Source organism: Pseudomonas sp. PvP001 (genome assembly GCF_040546375.1).
In the GTDB taxonomy this organism is placed as follows: domain Bacteria; phylum Pseudomonadota; class Gammaproteobacteria; order Pseudomonadales; family Pseudomonadaceae; genus Aquipseudomonas; species Aquipseudomonas coleopterorum.
Genome location: NZ_JBEPNQ010000001.1, coordinates 498,804 through 520,193, shown reverse-complemented (window position 1 = coordinate 520,193; position 21,390 = coordinate 498,804). Strand labels below are relative to the sequence as shown.

Genomic DNA, 21,390 nt, shown 5'->3' with positions numbered 1-21,390 from the left:
CACAAGGCGCAGCCCGACCCATGCCAGACTTTCATCCGCGTTCTTCTGCAACACCCCATGGCGGTATCGCGTGGGCCAGCCTGTTGGCCGTCAGCTTCCTGTTGAGCGGTTGTGACAATCATCCCACCGCTGCAGCACGCACCGACGCCCCGGTCAGTGGCGGCACGCTCATCTATGCCACCGACCGCGAACCGACCTGCCTGGACCCACACGTGGCCGGCGACATGCCGCAAGTGTTTCTCGCCCAGCAAGTCCTCGACTCGCTGGTGTCGATGGACGCCGAGGGGCGTATCGGACCCTGGCTGGCGAAAAGCTGGGACATTTCGCCCGATGGCCTGACCTACACCTTCCACCTGCGCGACGACGTGCGCTTCACCGACGGCACGCCGTTCAACGCCGCAGCGGTCAAGGCCAACCTCGACCACATGGCCAACCCCAAGACCCAGTCGAGCACCGCCGGCGGCTACATCCGTCAGTACCAACGCACCGATGTGCTCGACACCTATACCGCTCAGGTGCATCTGGCTACACCCTACGCGGCGTTTCTGGAAGTGCTGGCGCAGGGCTTCCTCGGTATCGAATCGCCCCAGGCGCTGCTGCGTCCGCGCGACGTCAACTGCGAAAGCCCGGTCGGCACCGGCCCGTTCAAGGTGGCGCGCTGGGACCGGCAAAGCCAGGTGGTACTCGAACGCAACCCGCACTACAACTCGGCGCCGCCCACGGCCCACCATCAGGGGCCTGCGTACCTGGATCGCATCGTCTGGAAGTTCATTCAGGAGCCTTCCGTGCGGTTCGCGTCACTGCAGGCCGGTGAAGTGGACGTGATCGAAGTCCTGCCGCCCGAATCCCACGAAGCGGCCCGCCGCAACCCGGACCTGCAACTGATCATTGCCCAGCGCCCCGGCAACCCTACCAACGGCACGCTGAATATCCGCCGCGCGCCGTTCAACGATATCAAGGTGCGTGAAGCCTTCGTGCGCAGCGCCGACATCGACGGTGTCTTGAAAAGCGTCTACTTCGGCGAGTTTCCCCGTGCCGGTGGTCCGCTGAGCAAAGCCACCCGCTTCTACAGCCCCGACTTCGAACACGCCCAGGATTACGACCCGGCGCGCGCCGCGCAACTGCTCGACGAGGCCGGCTGGACCGGCCGTGACGAGGAGGGCTATCGCCTCAAGGACGGCAAGCGCCTGCAGGTGACGGTGGTGCTGGGCAATCGCACGCCGCCGTCGGAATTCACTCTGTGGGAGCAGGTGCAGGCCACCACGCGGCAAGCCGGCATCGAGCTGATCATGGAGCAGATGAGCGACGTCCAGGCGACCAAGCGTCAGGCAGATTGGGACTACGACATCCGCGTCGGCTACTGGAACACCAACACCGCCGACGTGCTGCGGATCATCTTCAGCAGCGCGTTCATCCAGCCTGCTGGGGTGGGCGGTTATCACCAGAACACCGCAGGCTTCAGCGATCCGCAGTTCGACGAGCTGGTGCAACGGGCCCTGGCCACGCAGGACCCCAGCCAACGCCAGGCGTTGTACCACCAGGCGCAGGCCGTAGCCTCCAGCCAGTATCTGCAACTGACCACCTACCCACAAAGCACCCGGCTGGGCATCTACAAGACGACCCAGGGGGTTCGTCTGGAAACCTCGCTGGCGGTGACCTACCTCTATGACGCCTGGGTGAACAAATGACCACGACATCTTTAACCGTTTCGTCGCCGGACCCCCGGCGCCAGCGCTTGATTCGTCTGGGCCGCCGCGCCGCCGTGCGCCTGGGCGGTGGTCTGCTGGTGTTGTGGGCCGTCGCCACGCTGACCTTCTTCGCCCTGCGCCTGATGCCGGGCGATCCGGTACAGGCCATCCTGGGTGGACCCAGCGGCAACCCGACCCCGGAGACCATCGCCGAGGTCACCCGCGAGTACGGCCTGGACCGGCCCCTGGCGGTCCAGTACGGGCTGTACCTGGTGCGCCTGGTGCAGGGCGACCTGGGGGTTTCCTACTCCCAGCACATGCCGGTCACGCGGGTACTGGCCGAACAGGCCGGACCGACCCTGGAGCTGACCTTGAGCGCACTGGTGCTGGCCTGGCTGCTGGTGCTGGCCCTGACCGTGTTCACCGCCGGCCGCCGCAGCTGGGTCGGGCGCCTGGCATCCCTGGCTGAAACCCTGTGCGCGGCCCTGCCGCATTTCTGGCTGGGCATCGTGCTGCTGGCGGTGTTCGCCTTCGGCCTGCGCCTGTTCCCACCGGCGGGCAGCGACGGCTGGCGGACCCTGGTGCTGCCGACGATCGCGCTGGCGGTGCCGCTGGCCGGCTTCATTGGCCAGGTGACCCGTGAATCCCTGGAACTGACCTTGGACCAGCCCTTCGTGCTGACCGCACGCACCCGCGGCCTGAGCGACGCAGCGGTACGCTTCAAGCACGCACTGCGGCATGCCGTGCTGCCCGGCGTGTCGTTGTCCGGATGGGCGATCGGCGCGCTGATCAGCGGCGCCGTGGTGATCGAAGTGATCTTTTCCCGCAGGGGCCTGGGCCGTCAGTTGTATCAAGCGGTGCAACTGCAGGACTTGCCATTGACCATCGGCATCAGCCTGGTGGTCGCGGCCGGTTATGTGCTGGCCAACATTCTGGTCGACCTGGTGTACCAGTGGATCGACCCACGGCAGAAGGAAACCCTGGCATGAGCGATCTGATTCTGGAGAGCCCGGCGCTGCCGCTGCGCACTCAACGTCGACCCCGTCGGATCCGTCTGGGCGCGAGCCTTGCCATCGGTTTCCTGACGCTGGTGATCGTGGCCGCGCTGGTACCGCAGCTGTTCGCCCACGGCGACCCACTGGCCATCGTTCCGCGCGACGCCTTTCATCCGCCTGGTTGGGCGCATTGGTTCGGCACCGACCAGTCCGGTCGCGACATCTACTCACGGGTGATCCACGGCGCGCGCCTGTCGCTGTTCGTCGGCCTGGCGGCGACGGCGCTGGCGATGAGCATCGCCATTGTTCTCGGCCTGCTCGGCGGCCTGGGCGGGCTGCGCACCGACCGCGGGGTGGGCTGGTTGCTGGAAATCCTGTTCGCCTTTCCCAGCCTGGTGCTGGCGTTGCTGTTCGTGGCCATCTTCGGCAGCGGCATCGGCCCGCTGATCATCGCCACCGGCCTGGGCGCCGCGCCGGGGTATGCGCGGATGGTCCGTGGGCGGGTGCTGGCGGTGCGCAACGCCGGTTACATCGAAGCGGCGCGCGCCCTGGGCCACCCGACTCGACGCATCATCTGGCGACAGCTGCTGCCCAACGCCATGCGCCCGCTGATCGTCACCCTGACCATGGGTGTGGGGCAGGCCATCGTCTGGGCCTCGGCGCTGAGCTTTCTCGGCCTGGGAGCGCGGCCGCCCACGCCGGAGTGGGGCACCATGCTGTCCATGGGCCGCGACTTCATTGCCAACGCCTGGTGGCTGACGTTTTTCCCTGGACTGTTCATCGTACTCACCACCTTGTCGACCACCGTCGCCGGTCGCTATCTGCAACAACGCCTGGAGGGCCGCCTGACATGAGCCACAAGACGCTGATCGTCGGAGGCCTGAGCGTGGAGTTCGCCGGGCAAAGCGTGGTGCGCAACCTGTCGTTCACCCTGGAACCGGGCAAGACCCTGGCCCTGGTCGGGGAATCCGGCTCGGGCAAGAGCGTTACCGCGCGCAGCCTGATCGGCTTGGCCGGAGAGGGCGCGCAGGTGCGGGCACGGCGCCTGCAATACGGTGATCTCGATTTGCTGGCCTTGAGCGACCGCCAGTGGCGTCGAGTGCGCGGCAAGGACATCGGTTTCGTGTTGCAGGATGCTCTGGTTTCGCTCGACCCGCTGCGGCCGGTCGGCAAGGAAATCCTCGAAGTGCTGCAGACCCATGGTTGGGGCGATCGTGCTTCCCGTGCCGCGCGGGTGCTGCAACTGCTGGAACGGGTCGGGGTGCCGGAACCGGCCCTGCGCGCCAGACAGCGCTCGGGCGAGTTGTCCGGTGGATTGCGTCAGCGTGCGTTGATCGCCAGCGCCCTGGCGCTCGATCCGGGCCTGGTGATCGCCGACGAGCCGACCACCGCATTGGACGCCACCGTGCAGGCGCAGATTCTCGGTGTACTGCAGGCGATCAAGGCACAGGGCAGTTCGTTGTTGATCATCAGTCACGATCTGGCGGTGGTCGCGCAACTGGCCGACGAGGTGCTGGTGTTGCAGCACGGTGAAGTGGTGGAGCAGGGCAGCATGCATCAGGTCCTGACCGCGCCGCGCCATCCCTACACCCGCAGCCTGCTCGATGCGGTTCCGGCGGAGCATGAACGCGGTACCCGCCTCAGCCCCGGTCAACCTGCCGCCACGCTCGCCCGCGCGCCACGGCTCGATCAGCCCGTGCTATTGCACGCCCGTGGCCTGGGCAAGCGCTATGTCGGGCCTGACCAGCAGGTGCGCCAGGTGGTCGACGGCGTCGATTTCGAACTGCGCGCCGGCCAGACCCTGGGCATCGTCGGTGAATCCGGTTCGGGCAAGACCACCGTGGCGCGCATGGCCCTGGGACTGCTCGAAACGGACGATGGCCAGGTGCGCTTCCTCGATCAACCTTGGAACGGCAGCGCCGACGCACGGGTCGCCGAAAGCCAGCGGCGGGCGCTGCGGCGCGACATCAGCGTGATCTATCAGGACCCGCTCAGTTCGTTCGACCCGCGCTGGAGCGTCGGGCAGATTCTCGCCGATGCGCTGGACGTGGCCGGCGTCGCAGTCCCTGATCAGGCGCCTCGTATTCGTCACTTGCTGCAGCAGGTGCGCTTGCCTGCCGAGCTGGCAACGCGACGGCCCCTGCAACTCTCCGGTGGCCAGCGCCAGCGGGTGGCGATTGCCCGAGCCATTGCCAGCAACCCCAAAGTGATTGTCTGCGACGAGCCGGTATCGGCGTTGGACGTCTCGGTCCAGGCCCAGGTGCTGGACCTGCTCGCCGACCTGCAAGCCGAACTGGGCCTGGCCTACCTGTTCATTTCCCATGACCTGGGCGTCATCCGTCATGTCAGCGACGAGGTGCTGGTGATGCGCCATGGCCAGGTGGTCGAGCACGCGCCGGTCGAGCAGTTGTTCGAGTCGCCGCAGCACCCCTACACCCAACGCCTGCTCGGTGCCGTGCCGCGCCTGCCCAGCGCTGGCGTGGCGCTGCAGGTCCCTCCGCTGGAGCCGGAAAACGCCGTGCTGCTGTTCGATGAATCCCGCTTGTGGAAGATCGCCATTTGAAGGCGTCGCGCTGCTCCTTCCCTCCATTTCCAGACAGGAACCCTTCATGACTCATGCTGCCAACGTCACGCCTTCCCCTTCACCCGTAGCGCCGCTGAGCGTGGCGCAATTGCTGGCACGTGCCGAGCAATTGCTGCCGGCCATCGCTGCCGGCGCCGCTGCGCGCGAGCGTGACCGGCAACTGCCCTACGAGGCCGTCGCACAGATCGCCCAAGCGTTGCTCTATACCCTGCGCATTCCCACCCGCTATGGCGGCCCTGGCGGCTCGGTGAAGGACGTCATCGGCCTGCTGGTGCGCATCGCCTCGGTGGATTCCAATGTCGCCCAGGCCTTGCGTCCCGGCTTCGCGTTCATCGAAGGGCTGCTGGTGTCTCGGGCCGAAGGCGCCGAACAGGAGCGTCAGCTCTGGTTCGCCCGTTACCTGCGGGGAGCGGTGCTGGGCAACGCCGGTTGGGAAGTCGGCGGTGCCAACGGTGCCATCAGCGCCCGCATCGTGCGCGAAGGTGATCACTACCGGGCTAATGGCAGCAAGTTCTACAGCACCGGCTCGCTGTACGCCGACTGGATCAGCGCGGTGGCGCTGGACGAGCACGACCAGCCGCTGTCGTTCATTCTGCCCCGCGACCGCGAAGGGCTGGTGCTGCTGGATGATTTCGATGCCATGGGCCAGCGCCTGACCGCCAGTGGCACGACGCGGCTGGACAACGTGCAGGTCTATGCCCACGAGGTGCGCACGCGCACGGTGGAAGAGGGCAAGCGCACACTGGTGACGCCATTCCTGCAGGTGTTCCTGGCGTCGGTGCAGGCCGGAATCGCCCGCAATGCGTTGAACGATGCAGTGGCGTTCGCACGCCATCATGCGCGTCCGATCAAGCACAGCAGCGCCGAGCAGTCGGTGGATGATCCTTATGTGGCGTTGAGCGTGGGCGAGATTTCGGCGCGTGCCTATACCGCAGAGGCGGTGGTACTCAAGGCCGCCGAAGCGATCGATCGCGCCTGGGCGGCGGGGCTCGATCCGGCAGCGGTGGACGAGGCCGCGATCGAGGTGGCGCAGGCGCAATACATCGCCGCCGAATGCGCGCTCAAGGCGGCGGAACGGGTGTTCGATGTAGGCGGCGCCTCCACGACCGGGCGCGGCCATAACCTGGACCGGCACTGGCGCAACGCCCGCACCGTAGCCAATCACAACCCCCGCGACTGGAAAGCCGCAGCAGTGGGCACCTGGCAGCTCAAAGGCACACCGCCCCCGACCTCCGGGCTTTTTTGAGCGCCTTCACAACCCCCCCCCCCCTGTGGGAGCGGGTCTCTGCCCGCGAAGAAATCGCTGCGGTGTTTCAGGAATACCGCGGTGGGTTCTTCGCGGGCAGAGCCCGCTCCCACAGGTTCGCGTCTGCCCAGTCATTCACTTATCACACGGTCCCTACAAAACCCTCAGATCGACAACCGGAGAGCCCGCACCTCCGGTTGATCCGCCACCGAGCGCCTTTTGTTCACCGCCAGCTCGCCCATCTTGATCAGCCGCGTGCGGGTGACGTTGCGGCTCAGACCGAGCAGGTTGGCGGTGTGCACCTGGTTGCAATGGCTGAACCGATAGGCCGAACGCAGCAGGGCATCCTCGACCTTCTCGTGCAGATCGCCGACCTGCTCGTCGAACAGCCTTTGGAACAGCCGATCCAGTGATGCCTCCACCGAATCGTCCACCGCCGGACTGTCATCGGCGCGCTCGATGCGCATGTTCGACAGGCGCAGGTCATCGCGCTCGATCACGCCGTTGCGGCAGATCAGCAAGGTGTGATGAATGACGTTTTCCAGTTCGCGAATGTTGCCCGGCCAGCTGTAGTGGCGCAGCTTGTGCTCGGCGTCGGCCGACAATGTGGTGCGTTCGTAACCCAGGCGTTTGCAATACACCTCGAGGAAATGCCGGGTCAGGGGAATGATATCGCCAGGCCGTTCGCGCAGCGGCACCAGTTCCAGACTGACCACATCCAGCCGGTAATAGAGGTCTTCGCGGAAATGGCCGGCATTGATCGCCTTCTCCAGCAAGACATTGGTTGCCGCCAATACCCGCACATTGATCGGAATGCTCTTGCGCGAACCCAGGCGCACCACTTCGCGCTCCTGCAGCACGCGCAGCAGCTTGACCTGAATGGGCATCGGCAGGTCGCCGATCTCATCGAGAAACAAGGTCCCGCCGTTGGCCTCCTCGAACCACCCGGCCTTGGCCGCCAGGGCGCCGGTGAACGCGCCTTTTTCGTGGCCGAACAATTCGGCTTCGACCAAAGACTCGGAAAACGCACCGCAGTTGACGGCCACGAACGGCTTGTTGCGTCTTGCACTGAGGTTGTGGATATGGCGCGCGACCAACTCCTTGCCAGTGCCGGTTTCGCCGATGATCAACACACTGGCTTCGCTGGGCGCGACCTGTTCGAGATGGGCCAGCAACGCCTTGGATTTCGGGTCTTCGAACACCTGGGCAGTGGCGCGGATGGAGGTGGCGAGGGCGGGCGATGGGGGAAGTGTCAAAAGCTGCATGGCGGCGCCTTCAAGGTGCGGAGAAAAAGAAAGGAATCGAGCGGTAAACACGGAATGAAGGCGATACTAATGGATATAAAAAACGATCGTTAAATACCTTATGAGCATTAGCTTATGTCGTGTCGCGCAATGAGCACGCGCTGCGCATCGCCATTGATCCACCGTGCGCCGCATTACGCGAAAGCTGCAACCCGATCATTTGATTGAATAAAATCGCGATGCTTCGGCCTGTTCAGTGTTGCCTGAGCAACAGTCAAGTTGGCCAAGTGTTCATAGGCCAACAGCAATTACAAATAAGCCAACCCCGCATTGCGCCTTATGCCGGATTGAAAGCTTGGAATAACAAACAATTACTTTTCGAACTAGCGGAGTTTGAACATCATTCGCCCGCCGAAGAGGCCGATTGGACTCGCTTCTTCACGATCACCCGTCAACAGGAGCAACTGATGAACAACCTCAAGGCCGCCCTGGAGGTGCGGTGGCATCCGGTACCCGGCGAATTGCTCGACCTGGGCCGGGTGTTCCGCGAACCCTTGGGCGAGCTGCGCCTGCAACGTGCGCCCAAACGGATCCTCGGTCGCCGCGAGGCGGCATTGCTGGGCGTGTTCGCGCTGGTGCTGCATGGTGCGGTGATCTACTGGATCAGTCAGACGCCAACACCGGTATTGCCGACAGTGCCGCCAGAAATTCCACCCATGACGATCGAATTTTCCCAGCCCGCGCCACCGCCGGTGGTAGAGACGCCACCGCCGCCGCCCGAGCCGGTCGCGCCGGTTGTCGAACCGCCACCGCCTATTGAGGATGAACTGGCGGCCAAGCCAGCACCACCGCCACCGCCCAAGCCAAAGCCTCAGCCGGTGGTCAAGAAGCCGGTGCCCAAGCCGGTGGCCAAACCGGTCGTGCAACCGCCCGCGCCGCCGCAACCCGTGGCCGCACCGACGCCGCCCACGCCGCCTGCACCCCCGGCACCGCCTGCGCCGCAACCGCTGACACCGGCCTCGGCCAATGCCGGCTACCTGCACAATCCGGCGCCCGAATATCCCGCCCTGGCCATGCGTCGCAACTGGGAAGGGACCGTGCTGTTGCGGGTTCACGTGCTGGCCAACGGCAAGCCCAGCGAAATCCAGGTGCAGACCAGCAGCGGTCGCAGTCAGCTCGATGATGCCGCACTGGCAGCAGTGAAACGCTGGAGCTTCGTTCCGGCCAAACGGGGTGCCGACCCGGTCGACGGTTGGGTCAGCGTACCGATCGATTTCAAATTGCGCTGATCGACTTTTTTGCTGCATGAAGCGGGCTACCTGACAAAAGGCGCATCGCACCACCCAACGCCTTGCTACAGAGAGCCTCACCATGAACCTTCTGACAGAATCTCCCTTCACTTCCGTCGAGCACTCGGTCATCTGGCTGCTCATCCTGTTTTCCGTTGCCACTTGGGGGCTGGCATTGCTCAAAGGCCTGCAGTTCGCTCGGCTCAAAGGGCAGGATCGCAAGTTTCACAAGCAGTTCTGGGCGGCATCGAGCCTTGATTCGGCGGCCCATTTGGCCCAGGAACAACCCGGTGCAGCGGCCCGGGTCGCGCAGTCGGGCTACGCGGCCATTCAGGTCAACGAACAGGCGCAAACCGATCTGAGCCAGTCGATCAATCATCAGGATCGCCTCGAGCGCGCCCTGCGCCAGCAGATCGTACGTGAGCGACGCTCGTTGGAAACGGGCCTGGCGGTGCTGGCCAGTATCGGCAGTACCTCGCCGTTCATCGGCCTGTTCGGGACGGTCTGGGGGATCATGTCGGCGCTCAAGGGCATCAGCGCGGCCGGCTCGGCCAGCCTGGAGACAGTGGCGGGTCCCATAGGCGCGGCGCTGGTGGCCACTGGCGTGGGGATCGCCGTCGCGGTGCCGGCGGTGCTGGTCTACAACTATTTCCTGCGTCGCCTGAAACTGACCGCCGCCGACCTCGACGATTTCGCCCACGACTTTTATAGCCTGGCGCAGAAGCATTCCTTCCGTGTCCTGCAACATCCGGCCCTGACTCGCAGCGGTGCTGCGGCTTCGGGCCACAAAGTGAAGGAGGCGTCCTGACATGGCCTTTTCCACTCAAGACACGGACGAGGTGCTCAGCGAGATCAACGTGACGCCTCTGGTAGACGTCATGCTGGTGCTGTTGGTGGTGTTCATCGTCACCGCGCCGTTGCTGACCAATTCGATCCCGATCAACCTGCCCAAGACCGAAGCCGTGGCGCCTGCCGAGCAGAAGGACCCGCTGGTGGTGAGCATCGACGGGCAGGGCAAGCTGTTCATCAACAAGGACGAAATCCAGCCGGACCTGCTCCAGACCAACCTGCAGACCGCCAGGCAGAAAGACCCGGATGTGCGCGTACAGCTGCAGGCAGACGACGGCGTCAACTACGGCGAAGTGGCCCGCGCCATGGCCTCCATCGAAAAGGCAGGCATCACCAAACTGGCGGTGATCACCGCCAAGTAGCAGCCGATTTGATGTGAGAACGGGCCGCCCGCGAAGGCAGCGATGCGGAGTCACTTCGCGGGCAGAGACCCGCTCCCACAAAATTCACTCCCACACTGTGGGAGCGGGCTCTGCCCGCGAAGGCTTCACCGCACACTACCTGAAACACTGCGGTGTTCTTAACGAAAGCAGCCCGCGACCATACATGGACGCCGATCCAATGTGGCAGCATGGAACCCACCCCTGTGCAAGGCAGTCCAGATCTGCACCACGCACACAGGGAACCACGCCGTGAAAGTAGGCATCATTTCCGACACCCATGGCCTGCTGCGGCCCGAGGCCGTGGCAGCGCTGCAGGGCTGTGAACGGATCATTCATGCCGGCGACATCGGCAAGGGTGACATCGTCCAGCACCTGTCTGCCATCGCTCCGGTGCAGGTGGTTTCGGGCAACAACGATGTCGGCATGCCATGGGCCGATTCGGTGGCGGATGTGCTGCATTTCGACCTCGAAGGCTGGCCCACCTTGCTCATCCACGACATGGCCGACGTACCCGCTGCATTGCGCAGCGACACCCGCCTGGTCATTACTGGCCATTCGCACAAGCCGCTGATCCAATGGCGCGGCGAGTGCCTGTACATCAACCCCGGCAGCGCCGGCCGCCGCCGCTTCAAGCTGCCGGTCACCCTGGTCGTGCTCGACGTGCAACCCCACGCCCTGCAACCGCAACTGATCGACCTGCTGCCCTGAACCGAACGCTCAACGCACCAGCGAATCCGAGCCGATCTCGGCAATGGATTTGGCCCCGGTCAACACCATGGCCACGCGCATTTCCTTTTCGATCAGATTCAGCAGATTGCTCACGCCGGCACCGCCAGCCACCGCCAGGGCATAGATGAAGGCGCGGCCCAACAGCACCGTATCGGCACCCAGCGCGATCATGCGCACAACATCCAGCCCGCTGCGGATACCCGAGTCGGCCAGTATCGCCAGATCGCCCTTCACCGCATCGGCGATTGCAGGCAGGGCTCGGGCGCTGGACAGCACGCCGTCGAGCTGGCGTCCGCCGTGGTTGGAGACGACGATGCCATCGGCACCGAAACTCACGGCATCGCGAGCGTCCTCGGGGTCGAGAATGCCCTTGATAATCATCGGTCCATCCCAGAATTCGCGGATCCACTCCAGGTCCTTCCAGGAAATCGACGGATCGAAATTGCTGCCCAGCCAGCCGATGTAGTCGGCAAGCCCGGTGGGGTTGCCACGGTAGGTAGAGATATTGCCCAAATCATGTGGTCGGCCATGCAGGCCCACATCCCAGGCCCAGGCCGGGTGCGTCACCGCTTGCCACATGCGCCGCATCGGGCCGTTGGCGCCACTCATGCCCGAGTGCGCATCCCGGTAGCGTGCGCCGGGCACCGGCATGTCGACGGTGAAAATCAGCGTCTTGACCCCGGCGGCGCGAGCGCGCTCCAGGGCGTTCTTCATGAAACCGCGATCCTTGAGCACGTACAGCTGAAACCACATCGGCCGCGAAATGGCTGGCGCAACTTCCTCGATCGGGCAGACCGACACCGTCGACAGCGTGAATGGAATGCCTTTGGCATCCGCCGCCTTGGCCGCCTGCACCTCGCCACGACGGGCAAACATGCCACACAGACCGATCGGCGCGAGCGCCACCGGCATGGCCAGGGTTTCACCGAACAACTGCGTTTCCAGACTCAACTCGGACATGTTGCGCAGCACCCGCTGACGCAGGGCGATATCGGCCAAGTCGCTGACGTTGCGCCTGAGCGTGTGCTCGGCGTAAGCGCCGCCATCGATGTAATGGAACAGAAAGGGCGGCAGGCGACGTTGCGCGGCGGCGCGGTAGTCGGTGGAAGCGGAAATGATCATGGGCGCGTCATCTCCCGCACAGGGAGGGCAGGCTGGGCCACAGGTGTCATCGGCATGGTTGCGGGTTCCCCGATTGTTGTTGGAGGTCTGCCAGCAGCGAATCTGAATTGGTATGACCAATTTACAATCTATTGGCTACAGATTAAGAGCGGCGCAGGGCGTCTGTCAATTTGCCTGCCTGCGGGGATGTTCGACGAGAGGAATAGACACCGCAGTGGTCTATCGGCTACCTACCTGAACACCAGGCCTTCACACCCATGAACACCCCTCGCATCGGCTTCGCCTGCCAATACCGACATTCGATTCGCGCCCTGACCCTGGCCGAACTGAAGCTCATCGAAGGCGCCTACAACCCACGCACCACCACCCTGCGCTGGATGAACAGCGTCGCCACCCAGGTGGCCCACGAGAAGCTTCAGGAAGTGATCACCCACAACCTGCAAGCGCAGCTGCAATTGCTCGATTACGTAGCGCAGCTGCCCGAAGCCCTGCGCATGCTGCGCCTGAGCAGCGACCTGCTGCCGTTCTACAGTCATCCGCAGGTGGCAGCGTTCTACCAGCAGCCCGAGCGTCAGGCCTGGTTGGCCAAGCGTTTCGCGCAGATGGGCGATCGCGCGCGCAGTGCCGGCATCCGTCTGTCTTTCCACCCTGGCCAGTTCTGCGTGCTGGGTTCGGACAAACCCCCGGTGGTGGAAAACAGCCTGGCGGAATTCGAGTACCACGCCGACATGATCCGCATGATGGGCTACGGCGTGCAGTTCCAGGACTTCAAGTGCAACGTGCACATTGCCGGCCGCCTCGGCGCCGAGGGCATCCGCGCCATCTGGCCGCGTTTGTCGGAGGTGGCACGCCGCTGCATCACCTTCGAGAACGAAGAGAAAACCTACGGCGTCGACGATTGCCTGCAACTGGCCGACCTGGCACCGGTGGTGCTGGATATCCACCACTGCTGGATCAACGAGAACGACTACATCGCCGTGGACGATCCCCGTGTGGATCGCATCATCGACAGCTGGCGCGGCGTGCGGCCGGTCATGCATTACTCGCAGCCCCAGGAGCGCCTTCAGGAACTGGGCTTTACCGCCGAGCAGAAGCTGGAGATGGAAGCGCTGCTGCAGGTGGTTTCCAAGCGTGATCTCTATGGCCACAGCGAACTGATGTGGAACCACTGGACCAACCGCTACGCCCTGCAGTTTCTCGAGCGCTTCGACATCATGTTCGAAGCCAAGCACAAGAATCAGGCGACCTTGGCGTTCTACCAGAGTTACATGCTGTAACCACTGCGCACCCCCCAGGAGGCCGAACCCAGAGCGGTGGCATGGGTCTGCATTGATGACTATCGACGCCTGCACACTCGAGGAATCCTTGCATGACGCCCACGCCGGTTACCGCTGTTTCCCTGCTGCACGCCCGTGGACCACGCCGATGACGGATCGAGCGACCCACTCACTGGCTTTCGACCATTTCGAACTCGACGACGAGCAGCGCCGCGAAGCGCTGTTCACTTTGGCCAACGGCGTGATCTCGTGGCGTGCGTGTTCGCCCGAAGCCTGCGCCGTGCCGCGTCCAGAGGGGCATTACCCCGGTCTCTACCGTGCAGGCTGGTACGACGATGCCGCGCGCCAGGTCAACGGCACCACGACCCATATTGCAGCCTTGGTCAATCTGCCCGATCCCTTCGGCCTGACCTTTTCGTTGAACGAGCAGCCATGGTTCGAGCTTGCCGAAGACACCTTGCGCAGCTATCACCAGCACGTCGACATGCAGCGCGGTGTACTGACCCGTCGGCTGTCGTTCCTGCTGGGCGGAACACCGGTCGAGCTGATAGAGACCCGCTTCGTCAGCCTGGCCAATGCGCAACTGGCGGTGCTGCGCTGGGAGCTGCACGCGCAGACACCACTGACCGGCCTGCGTGTGCGTGCGACGCTGGACAACAGCCGCGGCAACTACCTGATCGAGCGCGACCGCGACTACGAAGGCCGACGCCTGCGCAGTCATCGCTGGGAGCACCTGCCCGACGGCCGGGCAGGGGTGGTGGCGACCCTTGAGGACCCTTCGCGCAAGGTGGCAGTGGCCGTGCAGACCGTAGCGCCGTGCCAGTGGCAGGGTCAGGTGGTGGACGATCGCCTGGTGCAGGAGGGTACGGTGGAATGGCCCGAGCAAGGCCCGCTGGTACTGGAAAAGCGCGTCATCGTGCAGGTCGATGACGAATTCCATGGGCTGTCCAGCAGCATGGCGGCACTGCCCGACGCCCCCTATGCAGCGTTACTGACCGCCCACCAACAGGCATGGCAAGACACCTGGGAATACGGACGCATGCGCGTGGCCGATCCGGCAGTGGATCATCCACTGCAGTTCGCCGGATGGCATATCCAGCAAACGGTGTCGCCGTTGAGCATCGGCCGTGACCTGGGCTTTCCGGCGCGCGGCTGGCAGGAAGGCTATTTCGGCCAAGTGTTCTGGGACGAATTGTTCGCCTTTCCGCTGTTCGCCACGCACCGTCCGGAACTGGCCAGTTCATTGCTCGACTACCGCCACACACGCCTGCCGGCCGCGCGGCGCCGAGCGGCCCGATTGGGCTACGGCGGTGCCATGTTTCCCTGGCGCAGCGCCCACGACGGCGAAGAGCAGACCCAGCCGTTCCAATACTACCCGCTTTCCGGCCACTGGGTGCCCGACCCCACGCACTTGCAGCGCCACATCGGCTCGGCCGTGGCCTACGACGCCTGGACGCTCTACCTGGCGACCGGCGACGAGCAGCAACTGGCCGGCAAGATCGGTGATCTGATCATCGAAGTCGCGCGTTACTGGGCCAGCGTGGCTCGCTATGACGAGTCTCGGCAACGCTATGTCATCGAAGGTGTGATCGGTCCCGACGAGTACCACAACGCCTACCCCCATGCCGAACAACCGGGCCTGGACAACAACGCCTACACCAACCTGATGGCCGTCTGGACCCTATGCCGCGCGCTGGACGTGCTACAGCGGTTGCCCACCGTCCTGCGCGAGGACCTCGTCGAGCGCCTGGCGCTGCGCCCCGACGAGGCATCGCACTGGGAGCATGTCAGCCGCAACATGTTCCTGCCGTTCACCGCCGATGGCGTACTCGACCAGTTCGAGGGCTTCGACAGGCTGCAGCCTGCGCCGGACGAGTGGAAGCGCGAAGACAATCCGCGCCTGGACTGGATGCTCGAAGCCCGGGGCGATCACTGCGACCACTATCAGGTGAGCAAGCAGGCCGACACCCTGATGCTGTTCTATTTGCTGTCACAGGATCAGTTGCAGGCGCTGTTCGACCGCTTGCGCTACCCATTCGACAGCGACATCGCGCGGCGGACAATGGACTACCACCTGGGCCACGTCTTCCACGAATCCAGCCTGTCGAAAACCGTCTGCGCCGGTGCGCTGGCCCACACCGACAGCGACGCTTCATGGACGTACTACCAGCATTGCCTGCGCACGGATCTGGACGCCAAGTCCGACAGCGGAGTCCGCGAGGGCGTGCACCTGGCGGCCATGTCCGGTGCGCTGGACGTGATGCAGCGGCATTACCTGGGCGTGTCTGCGGCGGTGGAAGGGTTGCGGGTGTTCCCGGCACCACCGCCCGGCCTGGGCGACGTCAGCCTCGCCGTGCAGTTTCATGGGCAATGGGTGGACGTGACGCGGGTCGATGAAGTGATCACCGTGCACCTGCGTGCGCTGTCGACCCAGGCGATCACCTTGATCCACGCGCTGGGCGCTGAACAGCTCGAACCCGGTTCGTCGGTCAACCTCATCGGCTGAGTTCAGCGGGTGGCGAGTGCGGCTTCAGGACGCCTCATCGATCGGCGCAATCAATTCGGCGCCCTGATTGCGCACATTGCCAACCGCCTTGCCCACCGCGTGCCATCGAAAGTCGGCTACCGGCCGGCCTTCGTGTTGGGCGATCTCGATGCTGCGCTCGGCGCTCAGGTCGGCTTCCAGCCACTCCTGTGCCTGCTCCGGTGCCAGCACTACCGGGCGGCGGTCGTGGATGTCGACCATGCCTTCATTGCTGGCATCGGTGATGATCACGAAACCATCGCCTTCACAGGGCTCAAGCCCCGGCGTGACCTGGGCGAGGGCGGCGAAGAACATCGGCTTGTCGTCCGCAAGATGAATGAACCAGGGTTGTTTCTTCTTCGGGTCACCGGCGTCCTTGACCCACTCATACCAGCCGTTGGCCGGTATCAGCACGCGCCCATTGGGCCACAGCTGCTTGAAGAACTTTCCGGTCGCGACCGTCTCGACCCGCGCGTTGATTGGGGCCGGGCGCTTGCCCTGGGCCCAGAACGGCGCCCAGCCCCATTTCACCGAATCGATCGACAGGCCCTGCTCGGTGCCCTGCAACACCATGGCCCGCTGCGTCGGCGCGATGTTGTAGCGCGCCTGCGGCTGCGGGTCGACATAACGGATGACCTGCTGACGCGGGGCCAATTCACGCAGATAGACGTCCATCGCTTCGTACATCGAGTAGCGACCACACATGGTGTTCTCCGTCAGATTGTCGCGGTCTCTTGTTGACCTCCAAGGTCGTACAAAGTTAACTGTATATTCGTACAGTATCAATACCAGGCAATCCCATGATCACTATTCTTGGCCCGCTCGCTCCGGGCAGCACCGCGCATCCGCTGTATTCCTTCAAGGTCCCGGCCGGTTTTCCCTCGCCCGCCGCCGACCATATGGAGCAGCGCATTTCGCTGGATGAACTGCTGGAGATCCGCGCACCGCACATCTACCTGGTGCGCATCCAGGGCGACAGCATGCAGGGCGCGGGGATCTTCTGCGGCGACCTGGTGATCGTGGACCGCTCGATCGAGGCCGAACATGGCCATGTCGTCATTGCCGCGGTGAACAGCGAACCCATGTGCAAGCGCCTGCACAAGCGTGGTCGCGAGGTGATTCTCAAGTCGGCCAATCGCGAGTACCCGCCGCGCTACATCATGGAAGGCGACGAGCTGTTGATCTGGGGCGTGGTGACCTTCAGCGTACGTGCCCATGAAAAGGAATGAACCGGTCTTCGCGCTGATCGACTGCAACAGCTTCTACGCCAGTTGCGAACGGGTGTTTCGTCCGGATCTGGCCAAGACGCCGATCGTGGTGCTATCCAACAACGACGGCTGCGTGATTGCCCGATCGGCCGAGGCCAAGGCGCTGGTGAAGATGGCGTCGCCGTATTTCCAGATCAAGGACTTGCTGCGCCAGCACGGCATCGTGGCGTTTTCCTCCAACTACGCGCTGTACGGCGACATCAGCGAACGGGTGATGTGCATCATCGAGTCCATGGTGCCCGCGCTGGAGGTCTACAGCATCGACGAAGCGTTCGCCGACCTCACCGGCATGCACCAGGACCTGGACGCACTGGGCCGCGACATTCGTGAACAGGTCTACCGACGCACCGGCATACCGGTGGGGGTGGGGATTGCCGGCACCAAGACCTTGGCCAAACTGGCCAACCATGCCGCGAAGAAGTGGCACAAACAGCTGGGCGGGGTGCTGGACCTGCGCGAAGCCGGTCGCCGCGATCGCCTGTTGAAGGTCACCCCGGTGAGCGACGTCTGGGGCATCGGCCGCAAGATGAGCGCACACCTGCAGGGCATGAACATCGCCACCGCCTGGGACCTGAGCTGCGCCGATCCGGCCTTGTTGCGCAGCCGCTTCAGCGTGGTGATCGAAAAGACCGCCCGCGAACTGGGCGGCACACCGTGCCTGGAACTTGAAGACCCCGATCCGCCCAAGCAGGAAATCTGCTGCAGCCGGATGTTCGGCAAGCGCCTGACCGAGATCGCCCCGATCCGCGAGGCGGTGGCCAGCTATGTGATGCGGGCCTCGGAGAAGCTGCGTGCGCAACGTTCGCTGTGTCGGCAGCTGCGTGTGAGCATCCGCACCGGCATGCTCAACCCGCTGGAAGCCAAGTACGCCAACGGCGTGGTGGTACAACTGCCGTACCCCACCGACGATGTGCGCCTGTTGACCAAGGCAGCGGTGCAGGGCCTGGAATTCATCTTTCGCAGCGGCTTCACCTACAGCAAGGCCGAAATACTCCTGCTGGGCCTGTGCCAGCGCGGCGAGTTCACCGACGACTTGTTCGCCAGCGCCCAACCGGCCAGCGCCGAGCGCCTGATGCAGGTGCTCGACGCGGTCAACGGTCGCTGGGGCAGGGGGACTTTGCGTCCGGCGGCTGTGCCGACCAACCCGGACTGGGGCATGCGTCGGGAGATGATGAGTCAGAGCTATACGACGCAGATCGAGCAGTTGTGGACGGTCAGGGGGTGAGTGTTCCGCCGTCGGGGCTGAGCGTTGCTACGTCGTCATCGGCGCGATGCGTCACAGACTCAAAGTGTTGGTTGATCTGTCCAATAACTTGATCGGAACACGTCATGCGGTCTCCGGAGATTTCCTTGAAACCCATGCAGGCCGCACGATATTCACGATCAACGCGCTGGCAAGAATGAGGGCAAAGCCAATGATTGTGCTGGCTGAAGGTTTTTCACCAAAATAGGTCATGGCCAACACGACAGAAATGACAGGTGAAAATAAAGTCGCGTAGCTTGCGTATTCGGCGCTCTGAAGTTTGATCAGGTAGAACCAGATATAAAAAACGATCGCGCCCCCAACGATGCCCATAAACAAAATCGCCGCAGCAGCAGATAACGACAAGCTTCCAGGAAATGCCATGATTTCGGTAGGCCAATCTAGAAATAGCGGCGACACCAGGAAGGTGCAAAAGCAACCGAAGGTGACCTGCCAGAATACTTTCACCCGAAAATCTATATCAGTCTTCAATCGCTGGGCGATGAGGGAGCCGATCGACCAGGATACGGCGCTTGACAGGATGATCAAGTGGCTTGAAGAAAATTCAAGTTTTCCGATAATCAACCAGATGCCTATTGAGCAGAACGTCAGTGAAGCAATGGAAAAACCATCGAGTTTACGATTAAGTATCATCGCAAAAAAAGAGGTAAAGCAAGGCATTGTATAGATTAGGGAAGTGGAGTCGGAAATGCTTAGGCGCTCCAATGCTATGTTGTTTAAAACCGGAACGAGAAAAACGTTTGGAATTGCAATAATGAAAAGCTTTAGATAAAGCATGGCGTCTAAGGTGGTGCTGAGGGCATTCACAGGTTTCCAAAATACGGCGTAGAGGAAAAGAACACTGATAAAAGCGCATGCCAATCGGAATGGCCAAGCGCCCAAGGCCTGAACACCAACCTTTGAAACCGGCAAGCCAGCGCCCCAGATCAGCGCCATGACAGCTATAAGGAACACGCTTTTTTGAAAGGGCGACATTATCTGATTAACCATAACGAGCAATGAGGGGCGATCCGGTTTTGAGCCTGGGGCGCCGTTACTATTGATGAAGGCTGCTGAATTTATTGCTGCGTTGGTGTTTATAGGGTACGAGTCGGCGATTCGTTTTTTTGTTTTGCATCGAGTTGTTTCTCCAGGCTCCGGAGTCGGTTCTCAATTTTTACTAAATCTCTGATTTGATGAGGAAGTCTTGTCAAGTTCAGTTAATGCACAGCACCAACATGAGCTGGCTATACCTTGATCGATGCTCAGCAATGAGCACGGATTGAAGCTTGTGCCTACACGCGCTGAACCCTGACACCAAGCCGTGCTGCAAGCCTTGCCAGATTGGCTCGGTCCAGGCCAAGGCTCCTGGCGGCGGCAGTGACATTGCCTCGATGCTGGATCAATGCGCCTTCCAGAAGCTCTCTCTTGTAATCATCCACGGCGGCCTTGTAGTCGACAGGCGCAGACCGAGTGGGGTCCGGCGACTCAGGGAGTTCTGCTTCCACTGTTTTCGCCGCCGGCAGGTCGAAGTCGTCTGCCATCAGGACGAGCATGTCTTTACGGGCTGAACCTGAAACCCGCTTTTTCGCCTTCAGCACGGCCCTGGCGATCTGGTGTTCCAACTCGCGAACATTGCCGGGCCAAGCGTAGTGACCGAGGGCCTGTTTGGCGGGGGCGGCGAACCTGACCGGGGGCAGTGCCATGCGGTACCGGTTTTCTTCGGCGAACGCGCCGGCCAGCAGAAGAATGTCCTCCTTGCGCTCCCGCAGCGGCGGCACGCGCAGCGGATACACCGTCAGGCGATGATAGAGGTCGGCGCGAAAGCGGCCGGTTCGAACCTCTTCAGCCAGGTCTCGGTTGCTCGCGGCCAGCAGCCGGATATCGACCACATGGGAGCGGTCGGAGCCTACGCGCTGTACATCACCGCCTTGCAGCACCCGGAGCAGCTTGGCCTGCACCGACAGCGGCAGTTCGCCGATCTCGTCGAGGAACAGGGTGCCCCCACTGGCCATCTCGAATTTGCCCAGGCGATTCTCGACGGCGCCTGAAAACGCGCCTTTGACGTGCCCGAACAGTTCGCTTTCGACAAGGTGTTCCGGCAAGGCGGCGCAGTTGACGCTGATCATCGGCTTGTCGGCGCGGTGAGAGTGGCTGTGGAGCCGACGCGCCACCAGCTCTTTGCCAACCCCCGTTTCACCGGTAATGAGAACGGTCAGCTCACTGGGTGCCACCAGGTCGATTTCCCCCAGCAACTGTTTGAATGCCTCGCTGGTGCCGATCATGCGCTGAGGCCCGCCCTGGTGGGCCAGTCGGTAGGCATCGGCGCGCTTGCGTTCACCCTCGAGGGCGCGCATCAGTTGGTCGAAATGCCCGGCGGCCACCACGGTGGCGGCAGCCAGGCGCGCGAACGTTTCCACTGTCTGCAGATCGTCTGCGGAGAATTGACCCACCTTCAACGCGTCCAGGGTCAGGACACCCCAGATCTTTTCGTTGATGCGCAGGGCGCAGCCCATGCAGTCGTGCACCGGCAACGTGCTGGCGCCGATAAGGCCATCGTAGGGGTCCGGATATGGGCAGTCGGGCGGAAAGAGTATCGCGCCCGGCGCCTCGATGATCGCTTTCAAGCGCGGGTGGCTGTCCACCGGGTACCGTCGGGCCATGGCATCGACCGCCAGTCCATGGGCGGCCTCGGGGATCAGCACGTGATCGTCAAGACGCAGGATGGCTACGGCATCGGTCGGCACCAGCTCCCGTAGCGCATCGAGCACACGCTGGTAACGGTGTTCTGCGCTGATCTCGGCCGTGAGGTCGCCCAGCAGGGGTAGAAGCGCCCGGAGCGCGCGTGATGACTGAGTCGAAATGACCTTATCTTTCATGTTTGAGTCTTTTTAACCGAGTCGAAACGACTCTCGAAAACCAGTGGTAGCCTGATTTCACTGGGGTTTT

The 21,390-nt window shown here is 63.1% G+C and carries 18 protein-coding genes; 13 read left to right on the top strand and 5 right to left on the bottom strand.

Annotated elements, in window-relative coordinates; all coding sequences use genetic code 11:
* Positions 1-20: 20 nt before the first annotated feature.
* From ABMD26_RS02285 to ABMD26_RS02265, 5 genes are read left to right on the top strand one after another with little or no spacing between them, the layout of a single operon-like run.
* Positions 21-1,688 carry an ABC transporter substrate-binding protein gene (locus ABMD26_RS02285; RefSeq protein WP_354307439.1) on the top strand — a complete coding sequence of 556 codons (1,668 nt, stop codon included), beginning with the start codon at positions 21-23 and terminating at the stop codon, positions 1,686-1,688.
* Positions 1,685-2,677, top strand: a complete 993-nt coding sequence (locus tag ABMD26_RS02280) for an ABC transporter permease (protein ID WP_134722641.1) — start codon at positions 1,685-1,687, stop codon at positions 2,675-2,677. The genes ABMD26_RS02285 and ABMD26_RS02280 overlap by 4 nt, the downstream gene beginning before the upstream one ends.
* Positions 2,674-3,537: an ABC transporter permease gene (locus ABMD26_RS02275; RefSeq protein ID WP_354307437.1), complete on the top strand. Its 864-nt coding sequence runs from the start codon at positions 2,674-2,676 to the stop codon at positions 3,535-3,537. The genes ABMD26_RS02280 and ABMD26_RS02275 overlap by 4 nt, the downstream gene beginning before the upstream one ends.
* Positions 3,534-5,246: a dipeptide ABC transporter ATP-binding protein gene (locus ABMD26_RS02270; protein WP_354307435.1), complete on the top strand. Its 1,713-nt coding sequence runs from the start codon at positions 3,534-3,536 to the stop codon at positions 5,244-5,246. The genes ABMD26_RS02275 and ABMD26_RS02270 overlap by 4 nt, the downstream gene beginning before the upstream one ends.
* A gap of 46 nt (positions 5,247-5,292) precedes the next feature.
* Positions 5,293-6,513, top strand: coding sequence for an acyl-CoA dehydrogenase family protein (locus ABMD26_RS02265; protein WP_354307433.1), 1,221 nt, complete (start codon positions 5,293-5,295; stop codon positions 6,511-6,513).
* Between the two features lie 164 nt (positions 6,514-6,677).
* On the opposite strand, the gene ABMD26_RS02260 is transcribed toward ABMD26_RS02265, so the two are convergent.
* Positions 6,678-7,778: a sigma-54 interaction domain-containing protein gene (locus tag ABMD26_RS02260; RefSeq protein ID WP_354307430.1), complete on the bottom strand. Its 1,101-nt coding sequence runs from the start codon at positions 7,776-7,778 to the stop codon at positions 6,678-6,680.
* A 446-nt stretch (positions 7,779-8,224) separates the two neighbouring features.
* Between ABMD26_RS02260 and ABMD26_RS02255 the strand changes: the two genes are divergently transcribed.
* From ABMD26_RS02255 to ABMD26_RS02240, 4 genes are all read left to right on the top strand, one after another.
* Positions 8,225-9,046, top strand: a complete 822-nt coding sequence (locus ABMD26_RS02255) for an energy transducer TonB (RefSeq protein ID WP_354307428.1) — start codon at positions 8,225-8,227, stop codon at positions 9,044-9,046.
* Between the two features lie 82 nt (positions 9,047-9,128).
* Positions 9,129-9,854, top strand: a complete 726-nt coding sequence (locus tag ABMD26_RS02250; protein WP_192066054.1) for a MotA/TolQ/ExbB proton channel family protein — start codon at positions 9,129-9,131, stop codon at positions 9,852-9,854.
* A gap of 1 nt (position 9,855) precedes the next feature.
* Positions 9,856-10,257 (top strand): ExbD/TolR family protein, encoded by a 402-nt coding sequence (locus tag ABMD26_RS02245; RefSeq protein WP_049860037.1) that lies wholly within the window; start codon positions 9,856-9,858, stop codon positions 10,255-10,257.
* 270 nt (positions 10,258-10,527) lie between these two features.
* Positions 10,528-10,986, top strand: coding sequence for a metallophosphoesterase family protein (locus ABMD26_RS02240; protein ID WP_354307425.1), 459 nt, complete (start codon positions 10,528-10,530; stop codon positions 10,984-10,986).
* A 9-nt stretch (positions 10,987-10,995) separates the two neighbouring features.
* Here ABMD26_RS02240 and lldD read toward each other — a convergent pair whose 3' ends face one another.
* Positions 10,996-12,129, bottom strand: coding sequence for an FMN-dependent L-lactate dehydrogenase LldD (lldD, locus tag ABMD26_RS02235; RefSeq protein ID WP_134722648.1), 1,134 nt, complete (start codon positions 12,127-12,129; stop codon positions 10,996-10,998).
* 257 nt (positions 12,130-12,386) lie between these two features.
* Here lldD and uvsE point away from each other — a divergent pair, with 257 nt between their 5' ends.
* Together uvsE and ABMD26_RS02225 are read left to right on the top strand one after the other, a co-directional pair.
* Positions 12,387-13,406 (top strand): UV DNA damage repair endonuclease UvsE, encoded by a 1,020-nt coding sequence (uvsE, locus tag ABMD26_RS02230; RefSeq protein ID WP_354307423.1) that lies wholly within the window; start codon positions 12,387-12,389, stop codon positions 13,404-13,406.
* A 55-nt stretch (positions 13,407-13,461) separates the two neighbouring features.
* Entirely contained in the window at positions 13,462-15,912 is a 2,451-nt protein-coding gene (locus ABMD26_RS02225; protein WP_354307421.1) for a glycoside hydrolase family 65 protein, read from the top strand.
* Between the two features lie 24 nt (positions 15,913-15,936).
* Here ABMD26_RS02225 and ABMD26_RS02220 read toward each other — a convergent pair whose 3' ends face one another.
* A complete protein-coding gene (locus ABMD26_RS02220; RefSeq protein ID WP_354307419.1) occupies positions 15,937-16,635 on the bottom strand; it encodes an SOS response-associated peptidase in 699 nt (232 codons plus the stop codon).
* A 95-nt stretch (positions 16,636-16,730) separates the two neighbouring features.
* On the opposite strand from ABMD26_RS02220, the gene ABMD26_RS02215 reads away from it, so the two are divergent.
* Together ABMD26_RS02215 and umuC are read left to right on the top strand one after the other, a co-directional pair.
* Complete coding sequence (locus ABMD26_RS02215) at positions 16,731-17,159, top strand: LexA family protein (protein ID WP_056842449.1); 429 nt, start codon at positions 16,731-16,733, stop codon at positions 17,157-17,159.
* Positions 17,146-18,423: a translesion error-prone DNA polymerase V subunit UmuC gene (gene umuC, locus ABMD26_RS02210; RefSeq protein WP_354307417.1), complete on the top strand. Its 1,278-nt coding sequence runs from the start codon at positions 17,146-17,148 to the stop codon at positions 18,421-18,423. Before ABMD26_RS02215 ends, umuC begins: the two co-directional genes overlap by 14 nt.
* Before the next feature lie 102 nt (positions 18,424-18,525).
* On the opposite strand, the gene ABMD26_RS02205 is transcribed toward umuC, so the two are convergent.
* Together ABMD26_RS02205 and norR are read right to left on the bottom strand one after the other, a co-directional pair.
* Positions 18,526-19,437, bottom strand: coding sequence for a DMT family transporter (locus tag ABMD26_RS02205; RefSeq protein ID WP_354307415.1), 912 nt, complete (start codon positions 19,435-19,437; stop codon positions 18,526-18,528).
* A gap of 299 nt (positions 19,438-19,736) precedes the next feature.
* Positions 19,737-21,320: a nitric oxide reductase transcriptional regulator NorR gene (gene norR / locus ABMD26_RS02200; RefSeq protein WP_354307413.1), complete on the bottom strand. Its 1,584-nt coding sequence runs from the start codon at positions 21,318-21,320 to the stop codon at positions 19,737-19,739.
* Positions 21,321-21,390: the final 70 nt, after the last annotated feature.

Excerpts from the sequence above, each read along its gene's own strand:
- ABMD26_RS02285 (WP_354307439.1), top strand. The coding sequence starts at position 21 with ATGCCAGACTTTCATCCGCGTTCTTCTGCAACACCCCATGGCGGTATC.
- ABMD26_RS02280 (WP_134722641.1), top strand. The coding sequence starts at position 1,685 with ATGACCACGACATCTTTAACCGTTTCGTCGCCGGACCCCCGGCGCCAG.
- ABMD26_RS02275 (WP_354307437.1), top strand. The coding sequence starts at position 2,674 with ATGAGCGATCTGATTCTGGAGAGCCCGGCGCTGCCGCTGCGCACTCAA.
- ABMD26_RS02270 (WP_354307435.1), top strand. The coding sequence starts at position 3,534 with ATGAGCCACAAGACGCTGATCGTCGGAGGCCTGAGCGTGGAGTTCGCC.
- ABMD26_RS02265 (WP_354307433.1), top strand. The coding sequence starts at position 5,293 with ATGACTCATGCTGCCAACGTCACGCCTTCCCCTTCACCCGTAGCGCCG.
- ABMD26_RS02260 (WP_354307430.1), bottom strand. The coding sequence starts at position 7,778 with ATGCAGCTTTTGACACTTCCCCCATCGCCCGCCCTCGCCACCTCCATC.
- ABMD26_RS02255 (WP_354307428.1), top strand. The coding sequence starts at position 8,225 with ATGAACAACCTCAAGGCCGCCCTGGAGGTGCGGTGGCATCCGGTACCC.
- ABMD26_RS02250 (WP_192066054.1), top strand. The coding sequence starts at position 9,129 with ATGAACCTTCTGACAGAATCTCCCTTCACTTCCGTCGAGCACTCGGTC.
- ABMD26_RS02245 (WP_049860037.1), top strand. The coding sequence starts at position 9,856 with ATGGCCTTTTCCACTCAAGACACGGACGAGGTGCTCAGCGAGATCAAC.
- lldD (WP_134722648.1), bottom strand. The coding sequence starts at position 12,129 with ATGATCATTTCCGCTTCCACCGACTACCGCGCCGCCGCGCAACGTCGC.
- uvsE (WP_354307423.1), top strand. The coding sequence starts at position 12,387 with ATGAACACCCCTCGCATCGGCTTCGCCTGCCAATACCGACATTCGATT.
- ABMD26_RS02225 (WP_354307421.1), top strand. The coding sequence starts at position 13,462 with ATGACTATCGACGCCTGCACACTCGAGGAATCCTTGCATGACGCCCAC.
- ABMD26_RS02220 (WP_354307419.1), bottom strand. The coding sequence starts at position 16,635 with ATGTGTGGTCGCTACTCGATGTACGAAGCGATGGACGTCTATCTGCGT.
- ABMD26_RS02215 (WP_056842449.1), top strand. The coding sequence starts at position 16,731 with ATGATCACTATTCTTGGCCCGCTCGCTCCGGGCAGCACCGCGCATCCG.
- umuC (WP_354307417.1), top strand. The coding sequence starts at position 17,146 with ATGAAAAGGAATGAACCGGTCTTCGCGCTGATCGACTGCAACAGCTTC.
- ABMD26_RS02205 (WP_354307415.1), bottom strand. The coding sequence starts at position 19,437 with ATGTCGCCCTTTCAAAAAAGCGTGTTCCTTATAGCTGTCATGGCGCTG.
- norR (WP_354307413.1), bottom strand. The coding sequence starts at position 21,320 with ATGAAAGATAAGGTCATTTCGACTCAGTCATCACGCGCGCTCCGGGCG.